Source organism: Microbacterium sp. NPDC077663, assembly GCF_044542795.1.
Lineage (GTDB): Bacteria > Actinomycetota > Actinomycetes > Actinomycetales > Microbacteriaceae > Microbacterium.
In genome coordinates, this window is record NZ_JBITVE010000002.1 from 295,879 (window position 1) to 313,078 (window position 17,200).

A 17,200-nucleotide genomic window follows, 5' to 3' on the forward strand; every position below is an offset into this window, starting at 1 on the left:
GGGCGCTCTCCGACCACCGGCTCATTCCCGGGTGGTCGAGCATTCCTCGGGTGCGGGCTCACCCGCGAAGCGCGCGGCGGTCCAGTCGATGAGCTCCTCGAGAAGCGGCGACGGGCGCTCCACCACCGCCGCGTGCTCGTACCCGTCGTAGATCCGGTAGTCGACGACCTGACCGGCCATGCACATCCTCTCGACGTACGCGGTCTGCGTCGTGACCGGGATGACACTGTCGGCGCCGCCATGGGCGATGAGCAGCGGGGCGTTCTGACGCAGCGGAGCCGCGTTGGCCCGCAAATGGATGCCGAGGGGTCCGGTGGCCGGCGGCGTCGAGAACAGGCGCGGGTCGCCGCTCATCCCGAGCGCCGCCGCGACCGACACGACGATCGCCGGGTCGGACAGGCACCGCTCGGACATCTGTCGCAGCACGGTGTCGGCACCGGGCCGGACGTAGTCGTCGTACGAGACGTCGTCGTAGATCGACGAGAACGAGGCGAAGGCGTACGACGCGAAGATGCTGCCTCCGGTCACGCTCGAGATGTTCTGCACGAGCGCGGGCGGGTCACTGGCCGGCGCGAGCGCGGCGACCCCCTGGACGTACAGCTCGGGCGCGTACTCGCGCGCCATCGCGCCGGCCCACAGCGCGGCGCCGCCGCCCTGCGAGTGCCCCCAGATGACCGTGCGGGTGCCGAGGTCGGCATCCTGCAGCTCCCGCGCGGCGCGCACCGCGTCGAGCGACGCCGTCGCGCTCGGCGGGCCGATGAGGTACGGATGCGGGCCCTCGGTGCCCAGGCCGATGTAGTCCGTCGCCACGACCGCCCACCCCTGCCGGATGATCGTCGGCAGGTTGTAGAGCGCCCCCGACCAGAGTCCGCGCGGCTGCAGCGAGGGTGCGCAGTGCTCGGAGTACCCCGTCGTGCCGTGGTTCCAGTCGATGATCGGCCACTGGCCGTCACCCTCCTTCGGCACGACGACGACGCCGCTCGCGACGCGCACCTCGCCATCGACACCCGTCGTCGTGTAGAGGATGCGCCACGCCGTCGCCGACACCGGGATGCCGTTCGTGAACGGCTCGGCGCGGATGAGGCGCCCGGGCTCCCCCGGCATGTCTCGAGGCGCGGCGTAGAAGTCGTCGACGACGGTGGACCCCTCACGGAGTGGCACGGTCACGAGCGCGGTGCTCACGGCGAGGGCGACCGAGACGAGCGCGGTGACCGTCCGGCCCCATCGGCGCAGGCGCTGCGGCTGGTGGCGGCGCTCCCGCTCGGTGTCGCGGCGGCGGCGCACGCGCGTCCACAGGTCGGTGACACCGCTCATGATGAGCCGCGCCCCGAAGACGACCGCGACGACGAGCAGGGTGATGTCGGGCCAGAACAACGCCAGCACACCGAAGATCACGCCCGAGACCGAGAAAGCGGCATCCGCGATGCGCGCATCGACCGTGCGGCCCTTCGCGAAGACGGCGACGACCCCGAGCGCCCCCGCGACCAGCAGCAGGACGCCGACGAGGGTCGCCACGACGCGCACCGTCAGTCCGGGCGTCAGCAGGACGACGAGACCGCCGACGAGCCACGCGCCACCGGTCAGCACGCGCCAGCGCGGCCGGGGGCCCTCCGCGTCGCGACCCGTGAGCTCGGTGACCCCGGTCAGCACCATGCCGCCGCCGATCAGCCACGCGAGCACACCCAGCGCGGTCGTCGGCCGGATGACGATGACCACGCCGAGCACCACGGCCGCCGCTGCGACCACCAGGCGCACCCATTCGGGCAGGCGCAGGTAGAAGCGTCCGAGCGCGAGGCGCTGCCGCAGCCGCATCCGGTCCCTCCTCCGTGCATCGGCGTGGATCTTCCACGTTAACCGCGGGTGCGGGATAGAGCCGGGTGCTCGACAGCGGCCGCATCCGCATGAGATGGCGCCCGCTACAGTGAGCGCCATGGGACGGGCCGGGACGATGCGCGCCGGCGTGCGCGACGTCGCCGCGCGCGCCGGGGTGTCGACGCAGACCGTCTCACGAGTCATCAACGACAGCCCTAACCTGCGACCCGAAACCCGCGCCCGCGTCGAGGCCGCCATGGCCGAGCTCGGCTACCGCGTCAACAACGCCGCCCGGGCCCTCGGCACCTCGACGACCCGGACCGTCGGGGTCGTCGCCTCCGACGCGACCCTGTGGGGGCCCGGCGCCGGCATCGCCGCCCTCGACACGGCGGCTCGTGAGGCGGACCGCTGGTTGGCGACGGCTTACGCGGATGCCGCGGACCCGGCATCCGTCACCGATGCCGCCCAGCGCCTGCTGTCGCAGGGGGTGGATGCGCTCATCGTCGTGGCGGCGCACACCGCGACCCTGCCGGCACTGCGGGAGGTCGCCGGTGACACCCCGCTCGCCGCGCTGCACACTGGCGCAGGCGCCGAGCGCCAGCGGAGGGGCGCCGCGCTCGCGATCGACCACCTCGTCGGGCTCGGACACCGCCGCATCGCGCTGCTGGCGGGGCCTGCGGACTGGCTCGAGGCGACGGCCCGCGACGAGGGCGCCGCCGCAGCGGCGGCGACCGCCGGCATCCGTCCCGCGGCGATCTGGCGGGGGGACTGGAGCGCGGCAGCAGGCGCGGCCGTCGCACACGAGGTGGCTGCGGCCGTCCGAAGTTCAGACGGCCCGACCGCCGTCGCCGCGGCGAACGACCAGATGGCGCTGGGGCTCATCGCGGGTCTCGTCGCCGCAGGGTTGCGCGTGCCCGAGGACGTCTCGGTGACCGGGTTCGACGACAACGCGGATGCCGCCTTCTACACCCCCGCGCTCACGACGGTGCGTGTCGACACGGCGGGCGAGGCGCGTCGCGTCGTCGCCGAGGCGCTCGGGCTGCCGGCGCCGGGCGAGGTCGCCGAGCCGGTGCTCATCGCACGCGCGTCGACGGGCGCGCCGCGCGGCTGAGTCCGGCGGGGTGCGGCGTCTAGCGGCCTACCGTGGCGAAGCCGCGATGTTACCGATAACATCGACGACATGACCGATCTCGATGAGGCGATCGCCGACGTCCGCGCGGACGTCGCCGCCCTGCACGCCGAACTCGTCCGCTACGGCCTCGTCATCTGGACCGGAGGCAACGTCTCGGGCCGCGTTCCCGGCGCGGACCTCTTCGTCATCAAGCCGTCGGGCGTCTCGTACGACGACCTCGCACCCGAGAATATGATCCTCTGCGACCTCGACGGCAACGTCGTGCCCGGCAGTCCGGGCAGCGATCGCGCTCCGTCGAGCGACACCGCCGCGCACGCCTACGTCTACCGGAACATGCCCGAGGTCGGCGGCGTCGTGCACACCCACTCCCCCTACGCCGTGGCGTGGGCCGCGCGCGGCGAGGAGATCCCCTGCGTCATCACGGGCATGGCCGACGAGTTCGGCGGTCCGATCCCCGTCGGACCGTTCGCGATCATCGGCGACGACTCGATCGGCCGGGGCATCGTCGAGACGCTGCGCGGCCACCGCTCCCGCGCCGTGCTCATGCAGAACCACGGCCCGTTCACGATCGGCGTCAGCGCGAAGGATGCCGTCAAGGCCGCCGTCATGTGCGAGGACGCCGCTCGCACGGTGCACTTCGCCCGCCAGGGCGGTGAGCTGATCCCCATCCCGCAGGACAAGATCGACGCCCTCTACAACCGCTACCAGAACGTGTACGGTCAGAGCACGGACGCCCGCCGATGAGCGCCATCGCTTCCGGCCGGACATCGCTGGGCATCGAGCTCGGATCGACCCGCATCAAGGCCTGCCTCGTCGACGCGGAGAACCCGACCACCGTGCTCGCCGTCGGCAGCCACGAGTGGGAGAACGCGCTCGAAGACGGCGTCTGGACCTACGCCGAGGACGCCATCTGGTCGGGGCTGCAGGCGGCCTACGCCGACCTCGTCGCCGACGTCCGTCGCCAGGGCGCAGAGCTTACCGAGCTCGCCGGCATCGGCGTCTCGGCGATGATGCACGGCTACCTCGCCTTCGACGAGGGCGGCAACCTCCTCGTTCCGTTCCGCACTTGGCGCAACACCTCCACGGGGGCCGCCGCGGCCGAGCTGACCGAGCTGCTCGGCGTCAACATCCCGCTGCGCTGGTCGATCGCCCATCTGCACCAGGCGATCCTCGACGACGAGGCGCACCTCGCCTCGCTGGCGAAGATCAACACCCTCGCCGGGTGGGTGCATGAGAAGCTCACCGGACGTTTCGCGCTGGGCGTCGGCGACGCGTCGGGCATGTTCCCCGTCGGCTCGGACGGCCAGTACGACCGCGAGCGCGTGGCCGCGTACGACGCGCACGCCACGGGATTCCTCGCGGGCCGCAGCCTCACGGACCTGCTGCCCGAGGTGCTCCCCGCGGGAGCGGACGCCGGGACCCTCAGCGCCGAGGGCGCCGCCCTCCTCGACCCCACCGGAACGCTCCGGCCGGGTGCCGTGGCGGCCCCCGCCGAGGGCGACGCCGGCACCGGCATGGTCGCCACGAATGCGGTCTCGCCGCGCACCGGCAACGTCAGCGCCGGCACGAGCATCTTCGCGATGGTCGTCCTCGAGCGCCCGCTCGAGCGGGTGCACACCGAGATCGACCTCGTCACCACGCCCGCGGGCGATCCGGTCGCCATGGTCCACTGCAACAACGGCGCGAGCGAGCTGGCGTCGTTCGTGTCGCTGTTCTCGCGGTTCGCCGCGGCATCCGGTCAGTCGCTGACGAACGATGCCGTCTACGAGACGCTCCTGCGCGAAGCCCTCGAGGGCGCCGCGGATGCCGGCGGCGTGCTCGCGTACAACCACTTGAGCGGCGAGCCGATCGCCGGCCTCGACGAGGGCCGCCCGCTCGTCGTGCGCACGCCGGACGCGGAGTTCTCGCTCGCGAACGTCATGCGGGCACAGGTCTACGGCGTTTTCGCGACGCTGGCGATCGGCATGCAGACCCTCGCTGAGGAGGGTGTCGGGCTCGACCAGATGTTCGCCCACGGCGGGGTGTTCCGCACCGCGGGGGTCGCGCAGCGCTTCCTTGCCGGAGCCCTCGACGCTCCCGTCACGGTCGGCGACACGGCGGCAGAGGGCGGCGCGTGGGGCATGGCCGTGCTCGCGGCGTTCGCGGCAGCGCAGCGCGACGTTCCGGGGACGCGGGATGCCACCGGAGCGGCAACCGAGCGACAGGACGCGTCCCCGGAGCTTGCCGCCTACCTCACCGACCACGTGTTCGCGGGGGCGGCATCCGTCACCGTGGACCCGGATCCGGCGGACGTCGCCGGGTTCGCCGACTACCTCACCCGCTACCGCGCTGGTCTCGCCGCCGAGGCCGCCGCCGTCACCGCACTGCCGCTGCGCGGCATCCGCTCATCGAACGAAGGAACAGCATGACCCTCTCCACCAGCCTCGAGCAGTACACCGTCTGGTTCGTCACCGGCAGCCAGAACCTCTACGGCGAGGAGACGCTGCGCCAGGTCGCCGAGCAGTCGCAGGCCGTCGCCGAGGGCCTCGCCGGTCTTCCGGTGACCGTCGAGTGGAAGCCCGTCCTGAAGGACTCGGACTCGATCAAGCGACTCGCGCTCGACGCCAACGCGGACGATTCGGTCATCGGCGTCATCGCCTGGATGCACACCTTCAGCCCCGCCAAGATGTGGATCTCGGGCCTCGACGCACTCCGCAAGCCCCTGCTGCACCTGCACACGCAGGCGAACGTCGAGCTGCCCTGGAACGACATCGACTTCGACTTCATGAACCTCAACCAGGCCGCCCACGGCGACCGCGAGTTCGGGTACATCCAGACGCGCCTGGGCGTGCCGCGCAAGACGGTCGTCGGCCACGTCTCGAACCCGGTCGTCGTGCAGCAGATCGAGGATTGGGAGCGCGCCGCCGCGGGCTGGCAGGCCGTGAACACCCTCAAGCTCGCGCGCTTCGGCGACAACATGCGCTACGTCGCCGTCACCGAGGGCGACAAGACCGAGGCCGAGCTGCAGTTCGGCGTGCAGGTGAACACGTGGGGCGTGAACGAGTTGGCGGATGCCGTGGCCCAGGCATCCGAGGCGCAGATCGACGCCCTCGTCGAGGAGTACGTCGCCTCCTACGACGTGGCCGACGAGCTGCTGCCGGGAGCCGAGCGGCACCAGTCGCTGCGCGACGGCGCGGCGATCGAGATCGGGCTGCGCTCGTTCCTCGAAGCAGGCGGCTTCGGAGCGTTCACGACGTCGTTCGAGGACCTGGGTGCGCTGACGCAGCTGCCCGGTCTCGCCGTGCAGCGCCTGATGGCCGAGGGCTACGGCTTCGGCGCCGAGGGCGACTGGAAGACCGCGATCCTCGTCCGCGTCGCGAACGTCATGGGCTCGGGGCTGCCCGGTGGAGCGAGCCTCATGGAGGACTACACGTACGACCTCGTCCCCGGTAACGAGCGGATCCTCGGCGCCCACATGCTCGAGGTCTCGCCGTCGCTGACGACGTCGAAGCCGCGCCTCGAGGTGCACGAGCTCGGCATCGGCGGCAAGGCCGACCCCGTCCGTCTCGTCTTCACGGCGGACGCGGGTCCCGCGCTCGTGGTCGCGATGAGCGACATGCGCGACCGGTTCCGCCTCGTCGCGAACGTCGTCGAGAACGTCGACGCCCCCGACCTGCCGAAGCTGCCGGTCGGCCGCGCCGTCTGGAAGCCGTCGCCCGACTTCGCGACCTCGGCATCCTGCTGGCTCGCGGCGGGCGCCGCACACCACACCGTCATGACGACGGCCGTGTGCATCGAGGTGTTCCGCGACTTCGCCGAGATCGCCGGCACCGAGCTGCTCGTCATCGACGAGGACACGACGGTGCGCGGATTCCAGAAGGAGCTCCGCTGGAACCAGGCGTACTACCGCCTCGCGCGCGGGCTGTAAGGGACGTGCGGAACGCCCCGGCATCCTTGCGGCGCCGGGGCGTTTCGCGTGTCGAGTCGTGGCGGGTGTCACGCGATGCAATGGATGCCGGGCGGCGCGCCGCTGCATCCCCTCAGGCGTCGGCGTGTCGCCGCGGATCTGTTGCATCCGTGAGCGCGATACGGAGCGGACGGGGAGTCAGTGCCCGCCGTGTCCGCCGTGCCCGGGCATGAAGACCTCGTTGACCTCGGCGCCGGGCGCATCGCTGCCGATGGGCGTGGCCGCGAGAGCGGGGGTCACGAGACCCGCCATCAGGAACGCCCCGACGATCAGCCCGCCGACGCTCGTGCGGGCCGCGGTGCGTGCGGCCGGACTCGACGAGCGCGAACGGTCCGCCCTGCGGAGGGCGACCGCTGAGACGACGCCGAGCGCCAGGCCCAGCCCGGCCGAGACGACGACGGGGTAGATGCTGGTCTGCGGCGGACCGACCACCAGCAGGGCGGTCACGGCGAGAAGACCCGCGAGCGAGATCACGATGCCGGCGCGCGGAGCGATGACCCGCCCCCGCATCAGGGCGAAGACCCCCCACGCGACGGTGCCGGCCCCGATGGTGGCGAGAAGGACGCCGACGCCGCGATCAGCAGCGTCGACGCCCTTCACGATGGCGCCCGCGCCCAGTCCGAGCTGCAGCAGTCCCGCGCCCCACGCGGCGAGCGCGGGCCAGGAACGGACCAGGACGGACGGCGACATCAGACGGCCGCGCGAGCCGAGACCTGCTTGTCAGCGGCGATGCCGACGCCGAGCAGCACGAGCGCGCTGGCCAGGTGCAGGAAGTGGTCGGCGGTGTTCAGCGCCAGGATGTTCGCGGCGGTGCCGACGAGGAAGAAGCCCACGACGCCGAGCAGCAGGTACGCGGCACCGACGACGATGTTGACGCCCTTGGCGGCGCGGACGTTGGACAGACCGCCGATGAGCAGCGCCGCTCCGATGAGAAGGTGCGCGACGTTGTGCAGCGGGTTGACCATGAAGATGCCGAGCAGCAGCTGGCCGTCCGTGGCGAGGAAGTCCACGCCACCGGTCACGGCGAAGCCGAGCAGCCCGACGAGGATGTAGACGGCGCCGAAGATGACGGCGACGAGGCGGTTGGGTGAGCTGGTCATGGGATTGTCCCTCCGTGTGATGCGGCGGATGCCGCGGGCCCTGCAGACATGTGGTGCTGCAAGACATTCGGTGCGACGCCCCGAACGGATTGCGTCGGATGCGTCGTCGCCGACAGTAGGGAGGTGCTCACCCCGCGGCATAGCGGTTGTGGCCGCAGACCTTCGGTGCTATGAGCAGGCTGTGAACAGCGGTCAGTCCCGCAACAGCGTCCTCGTGCGGGTCCCGTCCGGCCAGACGACCTCAACCGCCTCGCCCTCGACACGAACGGACACCTCGAGACGCGCGTACAACCCCGCGCCGCGCAGGTCGAGCACGACGGCGGCAACGCGCCCGACCGCCACGTCGAGGTCGACGACGGGCACCGCGATGCGCGCGCCGAGCGGCCCGGCATCCGCCCTCGTCACGACCTCCGCCGTCCCTCCCGAGTGCGAGCGGATGCCGCTGCGCAACGCACCGGCGACGGCGACCGCCTCGGCGCCGTCGATGCGAGCCTCGGGATCGTCGCCGGCTACGGCCCAGCCGCCGACCCGCAGGCGCACCTCCTCGGGGGCCACGCCGGGGGCGAGTTCCTCGACGCGGACGAGGCGGACCTCGAGGCCGCCCCGCACGAGCGAATCCACCCGCAGGCGACCGGCACGACGGCCGACGCCCGCGAACCCCGGACCGTGGTTGCGGGTCGGCGCGTCGGTCGTGACCCAGTGGGCGTCCCAGACCGCCGCAGCCACCCCCACCTTCTCGTCCGCAATTCCGTCGATCCGAACGCCCCGCAGGCGCATCCCGGCGCGATGCGTCGCCCGCCCGTCGGGCGCCCGCAGCACGACGGACTGCTCGAGCGGTTCCGCCCAGGCCCGCGCGTCGAGCAGCGGCGCGGTCGCGGTGGAGTAGCCGATGCGGGCGTACAGCGGCGAGTCCGTCGACACGGTGCCCGGCTGCGCGTGGTCCTTGCCGTGGTTGACGACGCGGACGATCCCGTCGTCGCGGGTGGCTGAGATGATCCAGCCCGGCGAGCGCACCGCGCGGAGCGCGTCGCCCGCCTCGACGGGCAGCGGCTCGGGGGCGGCGGTCCACACCGGGTGGTCGGCGGGAAGCATGATGCCCATGAGTCCCTTCACCGCCCAGTAGGGCGACCCCGGCCCGGAGTACGACTGCGCCATCGCGCGCCACGGGCCGTGCCAGCCCATCGTGAGGACGCCGTCGGCGTCGGGGACACCCCGGTCGGCGAAGTGGCGGACGACGGCTTCGGCCGCATGCCGCAGTCTGCCGGGCGCGTGGGAGGGCGCCTCGGCGATCACACCGATCCAGAAGACGGCGGCCGCGGCGAAGCGGTAGATGAGGCTGCGCCCCTGGATGAGCGGCGACCCGTCGGCACCGACCAGAGCGAGCGCATCGTCGAGGAAGCTATCCAGTCGGGCGATGTCGCCCGCCGTCCTGCCGGCGGCGAGGTCCGCCGCCCCCGACATCCGCGACCACAGGATCGGGTACGTGTGCAGCGCCCACCCGACGTAGTGGTCGTACGAGCGATCATCACCGTCGGAGAGCCAGCCGTCGTCGCGGATGAAGGAGTCGTGCCGAGCGAGGTCGGCCGCGATGTCGTCCGCCGACCACGGCCCACCCACCGATCGCAGGAAGGTCTGCACGACGATCCGGAACCACACCCAGTTGTTGCGCGGGTAGCCGTCGTCGCCCACCACCGACGCGAACCAGTCGATCGCCCGCTGCCGTGTGACGGCGTCGAGGGTGTCCCAGACCCACGGCCGGGTCAGGTCGAGGACGATCGCGATGGATGCCGCTTCGACCTTCGCCTGCCCGTGCTCGTCCGGGCGCACCCACCGGTCCGGTGCCTGCGGATCGACGCCGGAGGCGACACCTCTGCGGACGAACGCGAGCAGCTCGTCGACACCCTCGCCCCGCGCACTCGCGATGCGGAAGCCGGCGACCAGCAGCGTGCGGGCGAACCCCTCCAGGCCGTCGATGTCGTGGCCGTAGCCGCCTTCGGCACCCGGGAAGTGGATGCGTCCGCCGCCCGCCGTCGCGTGCCGCTGGGCGCCATCCAGCAGCCGGTCGGCGTACGCGACCCAGTCGTCGCGGGACCATTCCCGTCGTTCGGATCGCGCGTCGGCTGCCATGGACGACCTCCCGGTCAGGTTCTCCGCTGGGCCAGGCGCCGCCCGGCTTCGGTCAGCCACCGCGACGGATCGGCCATGGATGCGGCGGCGCTGCCCGCGAGCTCGGTCAGCGAGATCGCGTGCGCGAAGCCCGACGTGTCGGCATCCGGTCCGATCCGCCCGGCGACGACCGCGACGGGCACACCGTGCGCCGTGGCCAGCCCGTGGACGAAACCGGGCACCTTGCCCGCGGCGGACTGCCCGTCGAACGAGCCCTCGCCCGTGACGACGAGGGATGCCGCGGCCACCGCCCCGGCCAGATCCACGAGGTCGGCGACGCGCTGCGCGCCGGGCACCAGCTCGGCGCCCCAGGCGGCGAGGGCGAAGCCCGTGCCACCCGCCGCTCCCGCGCCCGGCAGGAGGGGGTCGGCGGCGGGGACACGTCGGGCGATGCAGGCGGCGTAGCGCTCGAGCACACCGTCGACCACCTCGACGTCCGCGGCCGTCAGGCCCTTCTGCGGGCCGAAGACAGCGGCGGCGCCCGCCGGTCCCGTGAGCGGGTTGGTCACGTCGCTGAGCACCGTGACGCCGCCGGCCGGCGGGGCGAGCAGGTGGGAGAAGTCGATCGCCGAGACCGCGGCGAGCCCGCGCGCGCCCGCGGGGACGTCGCGCCCGTCGGCGTCGACCATGCGCGCACCGAGGGCCCGCAGCATCCCGCTCCCCCCGTCGGTCGAGGCGGACGACCCGATACCGAGGACGAGCCGGTCCACTCCTGCGTCCAGCGCTGCGGCGATCGCCTGCCCGAAGCCGGTCGTGTCGGCGTCCCAGGGCAGGCGGTCCTCCCCGAGGAGCTCGATGCCGCTCGTAGATGCGAGCTCGACGACACCCGTCCCGTCGGGGAGCAGCAGCCAGGAGGCGTCGACCGGGGTACCGCGGGGGCCGCGCACCCGAACCGGCTGCCGGTTCGCCCCGGGGACGGCGGCGGCGAAGGCGTCGAGCGTCCCCTCGCCCCCGTCCGCCATCGGGCGCAGGACGACGTCGGCCGTCGGGTCGACCTCGCGCCATCCCGCCGCGAACGCGACGGATGCCGCGGCGGCAGGAAGCGAGCCCTTGAGACTGTCGAGGGCGACGACGAGGGTCATGCGCGCGGCGGGGTGCTCTCGCGCAGCAGCACGTCGAGCCGGAGATCGTCGGGATGCGGCTCCCACTGGGCGTCGGTCGCGGCGCGGAACGCCTGGTAGCCGACCTCTTCGAGCGGGACGTGCACGGTGGTGAGGGCGGGTGTCACGTCGCGACCGGTGGGGATGTCGTCGAAGCCCGCCAGGGCGATGTCGGCGCCGGCGGTGCGCCCGGCCGCGCGGATCGCCGTCAGCGCGCCGATCGCGACGACGTCGCTGATGCCGAACACGACCGTGCCCGCCTCGACGCCGTTCGCGAGCGCACGGGTCATCGCCTCGTAGCCGGACTCGCGGGTGAACCCGCCGCGGTAGACGCGGGGCTCTTCGCCGCCGCCGCCCGTGAAGCCGGCGCGGAAGCCGTCGAGACGGGTGTCGCTCGTCGCGGTCCCCTCCTCGGCGGCGAGGACGATCGCCCGGCGGTAGCCGCGCTCGACGAGCGCACGTCCGAGAGCCTCGGCCCCCGCGCGGTTGTCGAGGACGAGCGAGCGCACGCTCCCCGCTCCGGGGCCGAGGGCGACGACCTGACCGCCCATCGCGGCGAGCAGGTCGAGTTCACGGGTGAGCTCGGGGGCGGGGCCGGCCGACGTGCGCGACGCGGCGAGGATGAGTCCGCGCGGACGCTGGCCGCGCAGTGCGCGGACGAGGCGCACCTCGCGTTCCGCGTCGCGTTCGGTGATCGCCACCGTGACGACGAGGCCGGCCTCATCCGCTCCGCGGGCGACACCCGAGGCGATGAGCCCGAAGTAGGGGTCGGCGATGTCGGCCACCAGCAGTGCGATGATCGCCGAGGTCCCGCGCGCGGTCGCCTGCGCCGAGAGGTTCGCGGTGTAACCGAGACGGGCCGCGGCCGCCTCGACGCGCTCGCGGTACGAGTCCGCGACCTTGCGGGTCGAGCCGTTGAGGGCGCGCGACGCGGTCGCGAGCGACACGCCCGCCTCGCGTGCGACGTCGTCGAGGGTCACCGCGCCCGAAGGGCCCGGTCGACGCAGGGTACGGTCCGTCATGGTGCGAAGTCTACGGGCGGCCCTCGGCGTGCCCGCCGCGACCCGTCATCGACCGACGAGGTGCGGCGACACGGATGCCGCGAACCCCGCCACGGTCCGGCGAACCGCCTCGAGCGGCTCGGTGGCCCACACATCCGCGTTGAAGATCTCCACCTCGATGTCGCCCGTGTACCCCGTGTCGACGACGGCGCGGGTGAGGCCCGCCAGGTCGATCACGCCGTCGCCCGGATAGTGCCGGCCGAGCAGGACGTCCGCCGGGAGCGGGGTCTTCCAGTCGCAGACCTGGTACGTCGCGATCCGGCCCTCGCGGCCGGCACGCGCGATCGAGTCGAGGACGTCGGGATCCCAGAAGATGTGGAACGTGTCGACGGCGACGCCCACGACCGACGGGTCGAAGTCCGCCGCGAGGTCGAGCGCCTGCCCGAGCGTCGAGACGACGCACCGGTCGGTCGCGTACATCGGATGCAGCGGCTCGATCGCAAGCGTCACTCCGGCCTCGGCCGCGAAGGGCGCGAGTTCTCCCAACGCGTCGCGCACCCGCTCCCGGGCACCGAGCAGGTCGCGGGAGCCGTCGGGCAGTCCGCCGGCCACGAGCACGAGCACGGCCTCCGAACCGGGGGCACCGGCCGCGGCGAGCGTGGCCGCCTCGTCGATGGCGACACGGTTGTCGTCGATCGACGCGCGACGGGCCGGGCCCTCGGGCATCGTGAAGAAGCCCGAGCGGCAGTGCGTCGAGAACCGCAGGCCCGAATCGGTCAGCATCGAGGCGGCGGTCTGCAGCCCGACCTCCTGCACCGGCTCGCGCCACAGACCGATCGACTGCACTCCCGCCGCTGCGGTCACGCGCAGCGCGGTCGCGAGGTCGGCGTGCTTGATCGTGCCTTGATTGATCGACAGGCGCGGGTCGACGGCGCTCACGCGTCGAGACCGTTCAGCCGCAGCATCCCGTTCCACCGCTCTGCGGCCAGCTCGGGACGCTCGAACGCCTTCGCCTCGTTCGCGAGCTCGACGATGCGCGAGAGGTGAGGCAGGCTGCGTGCGGAGTGCAGCCCGCCGACCATCTGGAACGCGGGCTGGTGCCCGTTGAGCCAGGCGAGGAAGGCCACGCCGGTCTTGTAGTAGAACGTGGGAGCGGCGAACACCTGACGTGACAGCGCCTCGGTGGGGGCGAGCACCTCGAGGTAGCGGGCCGGGTCGCCCGCGTCGAGCGCCTGGATGGCCGCCGACGCGACGGGGGTCAGCGCGGCGAACGCCCCGAGCAGTGCGTCCGAGTGCTGCCGGGCGGATGCCGGGTCGCGCGTCGGCTGCGGTGCGTCGGGCACGTCGGCGCCGCCGATGAGGCCGACGTAGTTGAAGTCGTCGCCCGTGAACATACGCACGGACTCGGGCAGGCGCTCGCGCACCGAGACCTCGGAGGCCGCGTCGAGCAGGCTCATCTTGACACCCGCGACCTTGTCGACGTTCGCCTCGATGACCTCCAGCAGCACGGCCGACGCGGTCTGCCAGTCGGCCGCCCCGAAGTAGCCCGCCAGCTGCGGATCGAAGGCGGTGCCGAGCCAGTGCAGCACGACCGGGCCGGACGCGCGCGAGAGCACTGCGTCGTAGACCCGGCGGTAGTCATCGGCGCTCTCGGCGACGCGGGCGAGGTGGCGGGACGCCATGAGCACGGGGCCGGCACCCTGTTCCTCGGTGAAGTGGAGCTGCTCGAGGTAGGCCGAGACGACCTCGTCGAGCGTGATCCGCTCCTCCTCGACGTGGTCGGTGTTCACGCCGACGACGACGGAGCCGCCCTCTTCGCGGGCCACCTCGGCGGAGCGGGAGATCAGCTCACGGGTCGCCGCGGCATCCAGGCCCATGTTGCGCTGCGCGGTGTCCATCGCGTCGGCGACGCCCAGGCCCCAGGAGTAGACGTTGCGTCGGAACGCGAGCGTCGCCTCCCAATCGATGTCGGCCGGCTGCCCGGGGGTGTTGTCGGCGTGGGTCTTCGGCACGACGTGTGCCGCGGCGTAGGCGACGCGGCTGCGGAGTGCTCCGTCGGGGCGCGTGTAGCCGGACGTGTCGACGAGCGGGACGCGGCGGAGGACGCCGTCGCCCGACAGCAGGGTGAGATCGGTCACGGCTCAGTCCAGCGTGAGCGCGTCGAGCTCGACCTTGCGACGCTCGCGGCTCGAGCGCAGGCCCGCCTCAGCCAGCTGCACGCCGCGTGCACCCGCGAGGAGGTCGAACTCGTAGTCGGTTCCCTCGACGTACGAGACGAGGAACTCCTCCCACTGCTGGCGGAAGCCGTTCATGAAGACGTCGTTCGTCGGCACCTGCTGCCAGTCGGCGTCGTAGTCGTGCGAGTCCTCGAGGTCGGGGTTCCACACCGGCTTGGGCGTCGCGTTGCGCGGCTGGATCTTGGCGCCGAACAGGCCCACGACGGCCGAGCCGTGCGTGCCGTCGACGTGGAACTCCACGAGCTCGTCGCGGTTGACGCGGACGGTCCACGAGGAGTTGATCTGCGCGACGACGCCGCCCTCGAGCTCGAACACGCCGTAGGCGGCGTCCTCGGCGGTGGCGGTGTAGTGCTCGCCCTTCTCGTCCCAGCGGTCGGCGATGTGCACAGCCGCCTGCGCGTAGACGGAGTCGACCTTGCCGAAGAGGTTCTCGAGCACGTAGTTCCAGTGCGGGAACATGTCGACGATGATGCCGCCACCGTCCTCGGCACGGTAGTTCCACGAGGGGCGCTGCGCGGGCTGCCAGTCGCCCTCGAAGACCCAGTAGCCGAACTCGCCGCGGACGGAGAGGATGCGGCCGAAGAAGCCCGAGTCGATCAGGCGCTTGAGCTTCTGCAGGCCGGGCAGGTAGAGCTTGTCGTGCACGACGCCGGTCTTGACGCCCGCCTCGGCGGCGAGCTTCGCGAGTTCGAGTGCCTCTTCGAGGGACTCGGCGGTCGGCTTCTCGGTGTAGATCGTCTTGCCGGCGGCGATCGCCTTGCGCAGCGCCGTGGCCCGCGCCTTCGTCACGAGGAAGTCGGCGTAGATCTCCCAGCGCGGGTCGGCGAGCGCGGCATCCAGATCGGTCGTGTAGTCCTCGATGCCGTGCTTCGCAGCGAGCTCGGCGAGCTTCGCCTCGCTGCGACCCACGAGGAGCGGCTTGACCGTGACCTTCGACCCGTCGGGCAGCTCGATGCCGCCCTGGTCGCGGATCGCGAGGATGGAGCGCACGAGGTGCTGACGGTATCCCATGCGGCCCGAGACGCCGTTCATGATGATGCCGATCTCGCGGACGGCAGGGGCGGCGGGAGCAGCCGCCGGGGCGGGAGCGGTGATGGTCGTCTCTGACACGGTGTGGTCCTTCGTCTGGTTCTCCGCGCGGCGTGGGGCCCGCCCAGTGCGGGTAAGCGCTTTCCCTTCAGTGTGTCATCGCTGTCCGGAATCCGCAAGAACGATCGGATGAGGCTCCGCAACCCCGTCCGGGAGAGGATGGAGGGGGTTGTCGCAAAGACGTTACATATCCGACACAGGTAAGCGCTTGCCGCGAAACCGTCTCGGGGTTACCTTATGAGCACCCCTTGTCATGACATGCCGACAAATACCCGGTTGCCCGCTCATGACTCACCCCGCGCTCACCGAGGAGCGCACGCGAAGGAGAAGCAGTGAAGAGTTCCCGCACCATCCGTACCGCCACAGTCATCGCCGCAGCGGTGGGCGCTCTCGTGCTCGCCGGCTGCTCGTCGTCCAACGGCGGCGGCAGCGGCGAAGGTCAGGACGTCACCCTCGAGTTCGTCCAGTCGGGCGACGCCGCACAGGGTGGCGGCTACGCCATGCTCGCGAAGAAGTACGAGGAGGAGACCGGCGTCAAGGTCAAGGTCGTCGAGGTCCCGAACGACGACCTCCGTACCCGTCTCCGCACCGCTTCGCAGGCCAACGACCTGCCTGCGCTCGCTGCGGCGCCCGACGCCGACCCGGCGTGGACCGACCGCATGCTCGACCTCACCGACATCGCCGAAGAGGCGAAGGTCATCCCCGCGCTGCGCGTCGAGGACCCCGAAGACGGCAAGGTCAAGGCGCTCCCGACGACCCTCACCGGCGTCGGCATGTTCCTCAACAAGACCCTCTGGGACGAGGCCGGCGTCGAGTACCCCACCACGCTGGACCAGCAGTGGACGTGGGACGAGTACGTCGAGAAGGCGTCCGAGGTCGTCGACAAGACGGATGCCGAGTTCGGCGGCGTCATCGACAGCTCGGCGCACCGCCTCCGCGCGTTCCTCTTCGAGTTCGGCAGCCAGGGCGTCACCGAGCAGAGCGACGGCACCTGGGCACTCGACTCCGAGGGTGCCACGGCGCTCGAGTACTTCAAGAAGCTGAACGATGACGGCTTCCTGCCGAAGGCCGTCTGGGCCGCTGGTGACGACCCCAGCGCGACCTTCAAGAGCGGTCGCGTCGCCGGCTACATGTCGGGCGTCTGGCAGATCGCCGACTTCCAGGCCAACATCAAGGACTTCGAGTGGATCTCGGTGCCGCTGCCGCAGCAGCCGGTCCGCTCGACGAACTACGGTGCCGCGTCCTGGATCGTCGCGTACGACGGCACAGGAGTCGAGCAGGAGACGCTCGACTTCGTGAAGTGGATGTACCAGCCGGAGAACTACACCGAGTACTGCGAGATCTCGGGCTGCCTGCCCGCGATCGAGGACGTCGACATCGAGTACAAGGACGACGCCTACGCGTTCGACCTCTACAACGGCGAGATCGCCGCGTCGCCCGAGATCGCGGCGCGTCAGACCGTCGACGGCCTCAAGAACAGCTACACCGGCCTCGCGATCGACAGCGAGCCGCTGAAGGATGAGACCGTGAAGTACCTCAACGGCGAGCAGACGCTCGAGCAGACCGTCGAGAACATCAACACGATCTCCACCGATCAGATGAAGTGATCTCCCTAGG

The 17,200-nt window shown here is 71.8% G+C and carries 14 protein-coding genes; 5 read left to right on the forward strand and 9 right to left on the reverse strand.

Annotated features, from left to right (window positions below):
- Window positions 1-21 precede the first annotated feature (21 nt).
- Window positions 22-1,812: an alpha/beta fold hydrolase gene (locus tag ACIGEP_RS08955; RefSeq protein WP_396661276.1), complete on the reverse strand. Its 1,791-nt coding sequence runs from the start codon at window positions 1,810-1,812 to the stop codon at window positions 22-24.
- Between the two features lie 118 nt (window positions 1,813-1,930).
- On the opposite strand from ACIGEP_RS08955, the gene ACIGEP_RS08960 reads away from it, so the two are divergent.
- The 4 genes from ACIGEP_RS08960 to araA all read left to right on the forward strand — a co-directional run bounded on the left by ACIGEP_RS08960 (window position 1,931) and on the right by araA (window position 6,851).
- Window positions 1,931-2,923 carry a LacI family DNA-binding transcriptional regulator gene (locus ACIGEP_RS08960; protein WP_396661277.1) on the forward strand — a complete coding sequence of 331 codons (993 nt, stop codon included), beginning with the start codon at window positions 1,931-1,933 and terminating at the stop codon, window positions 2,921-2,923.
- Between the two features lie 69 nt (window positions 2,924-2,992).
- Entirely contained in the window at window positions 2,993-3,688 is a 696-nt protein-coding gene (locus ACIGEP_RS08965; protein WP_396661278.1) for an L-ribulose-5-phosphate 4-epimerase, read from the forward strand.
- On the forward strand, window positions 3,685-5,352 hold the full coding sequence (locus tag ACIGEP_RS08970) for a xylulokinase (protein ID WP_396661279.1): 1,668 nt from the start codon (window positions 3,685-3,687) through the stop codon (window positions 5,350-5,352). Before ACIGEP_RS08965 ends, ACIGEP_RS08970 begins: the two co-directional genes overlap by 4 nt.
- Window positions 5,349-6,851, forward strand: a complete 1,503-nt coding sequence (gene araA / locus ACIGEP_RS08975; protein ID WP_396661280.1) for an L-arabinose isomerase — start codon at window positions 5,349-5,351, stop codon at window positions 6,849-6,851. Before ACIGEP_RS08970 ends, araA begins: the two co-directional genes overlap by 4 nt.
- Before the next feature lie 177 nt (window positions 6,852-7,028).
- Here araA and ACIGEP_RS08980 read toward each other — a convergent pair whose 3' ends face one another.
- The 8 genes from ACIGEP_RS08980 to ACIGEP_RS09015 all read right to left on the reverse strand — a co-directional run bounded on the left by ACIGEP_RS08980 (window position 7,029) and on the right by ACIGEP_RS09015 (window position 15,526).
- A complete protein-coding gene (locus tag ACIGEP_RS08980) occupies window positions 7,029-7,580 on the reverse strand; it encodes a hypothetical protein (protein WP_396661281.1) in 552 nt (183 codons plus the stop codon).
- Window positions 7,580-7,990, reverse strand: a complete 411-nt coding sequence (locus tag ACIGEP_RS08985) for a DUF4383 domain-containing protein (protein WP_396661282.1) — start codon at window positions 7,988-7,990, stop codon at window positions 7,580-7,582. The genes ACIGEP_RS08980 and ACIGEP_RS08985 overlap by 1 nt, the downstream gene beginning before the upstream one ends.
- Window positions 7,991-8,182: 192 nt before the next feature.
- On the reverse strand, window positions 8,183-10,117 hold the full coding sequence (locus ACIGEP_RS08990; protein WP_396661283.1) for a DUF2264 domain-containing protein: 1,935 nt from the start codon (window positions 10,115-10,117) through the stop codon (window positions 8,183-8,185).
- A 14-nt stretch (window positions 10,118-10,131) separates the two neighbouring features.
- Window positions 10,132-11,238, reverse strand: coding sequence for a glycerate kinase (locus tag ACIGEP_RS08995; protein ID WP_396661284.1), 1,107 nt, complete (start codon window positions 11,236-11,238; stop codon window positions 10,132-10,134).
- Window positions 11,235-12,278 carry a LacI family DNA-binding transcriptional regulator gene (locus ACIGEP_RS09000; protein ID WP_396661285.1) on the reverse strand — a complete coding sequence of 348 codons (1,044 nt, stop codon included), beginning with the start codon at window positions 12,276-12,278 and terminating at the stop codon, window positions 11,235-11,237. Before ACIGEP_RS09000 ends, ACIGEP_RS08995 begins: the two co-directional genes overlap by 4 nt.
- A gap of 45 nt (window positions 12,279-12,323) precedes the next feature.
- On the reverse strand, window positions 12,324-13,196 hold the full coding sequence (locus ACIGEP_RS09005) for a sugar phosphate isomerase/epimerase family protein (RefSeq protein WP_396661286.1): 873 nt from the start codon (window positions 13,194-13,196) through the stop codon (window positions 12,324-12,326).
- Window positions 13,193-14,395, reverse strand: a complete 1,203-nt coding sequence (locus ACIGEP_RS09010) for a dihydrodipicolinate synthase family protein (RefSeq protein WP_396661287.1) — start codon at window positions 14,393-14,395, stop codon at window positions 13,193-13,195. The genes ACIGEP_RS09005 and ACIGEP_RS09010 overlap by 4 nt, the downstream gene beginning before the upstream one ends.
- Window positions 14,396-14,398: 3 nt before the next feature.
- Entirely contained in the window at window positions 14,399-15,526 is a 1,128-nt protein-coding gene (locus ACIGEP_RS09015) for a Gfo/Idh/MocA family protein (protein WP_396661970.1), read from the reverse strand.
- Between the two features lie 389 nt (window positions 15,527-15,915).
- Between ACIGEP_RS09015 and ACIGEP_RS09020 the strand changes: the two genes are divergently transcribed.
- Entirely contained in the window at window positions 15,916-17,190 is a 1,275-nt protein-coding gene (locus ACIGEP_RS09020) for an ABC transporter substrate-binding protein (RefSeq protein ID WP_396661288.1), read from the forward strand.
- The last annotated feature ends 10 nt before the right edge of the window (window positions 17,191-17,200 follow it).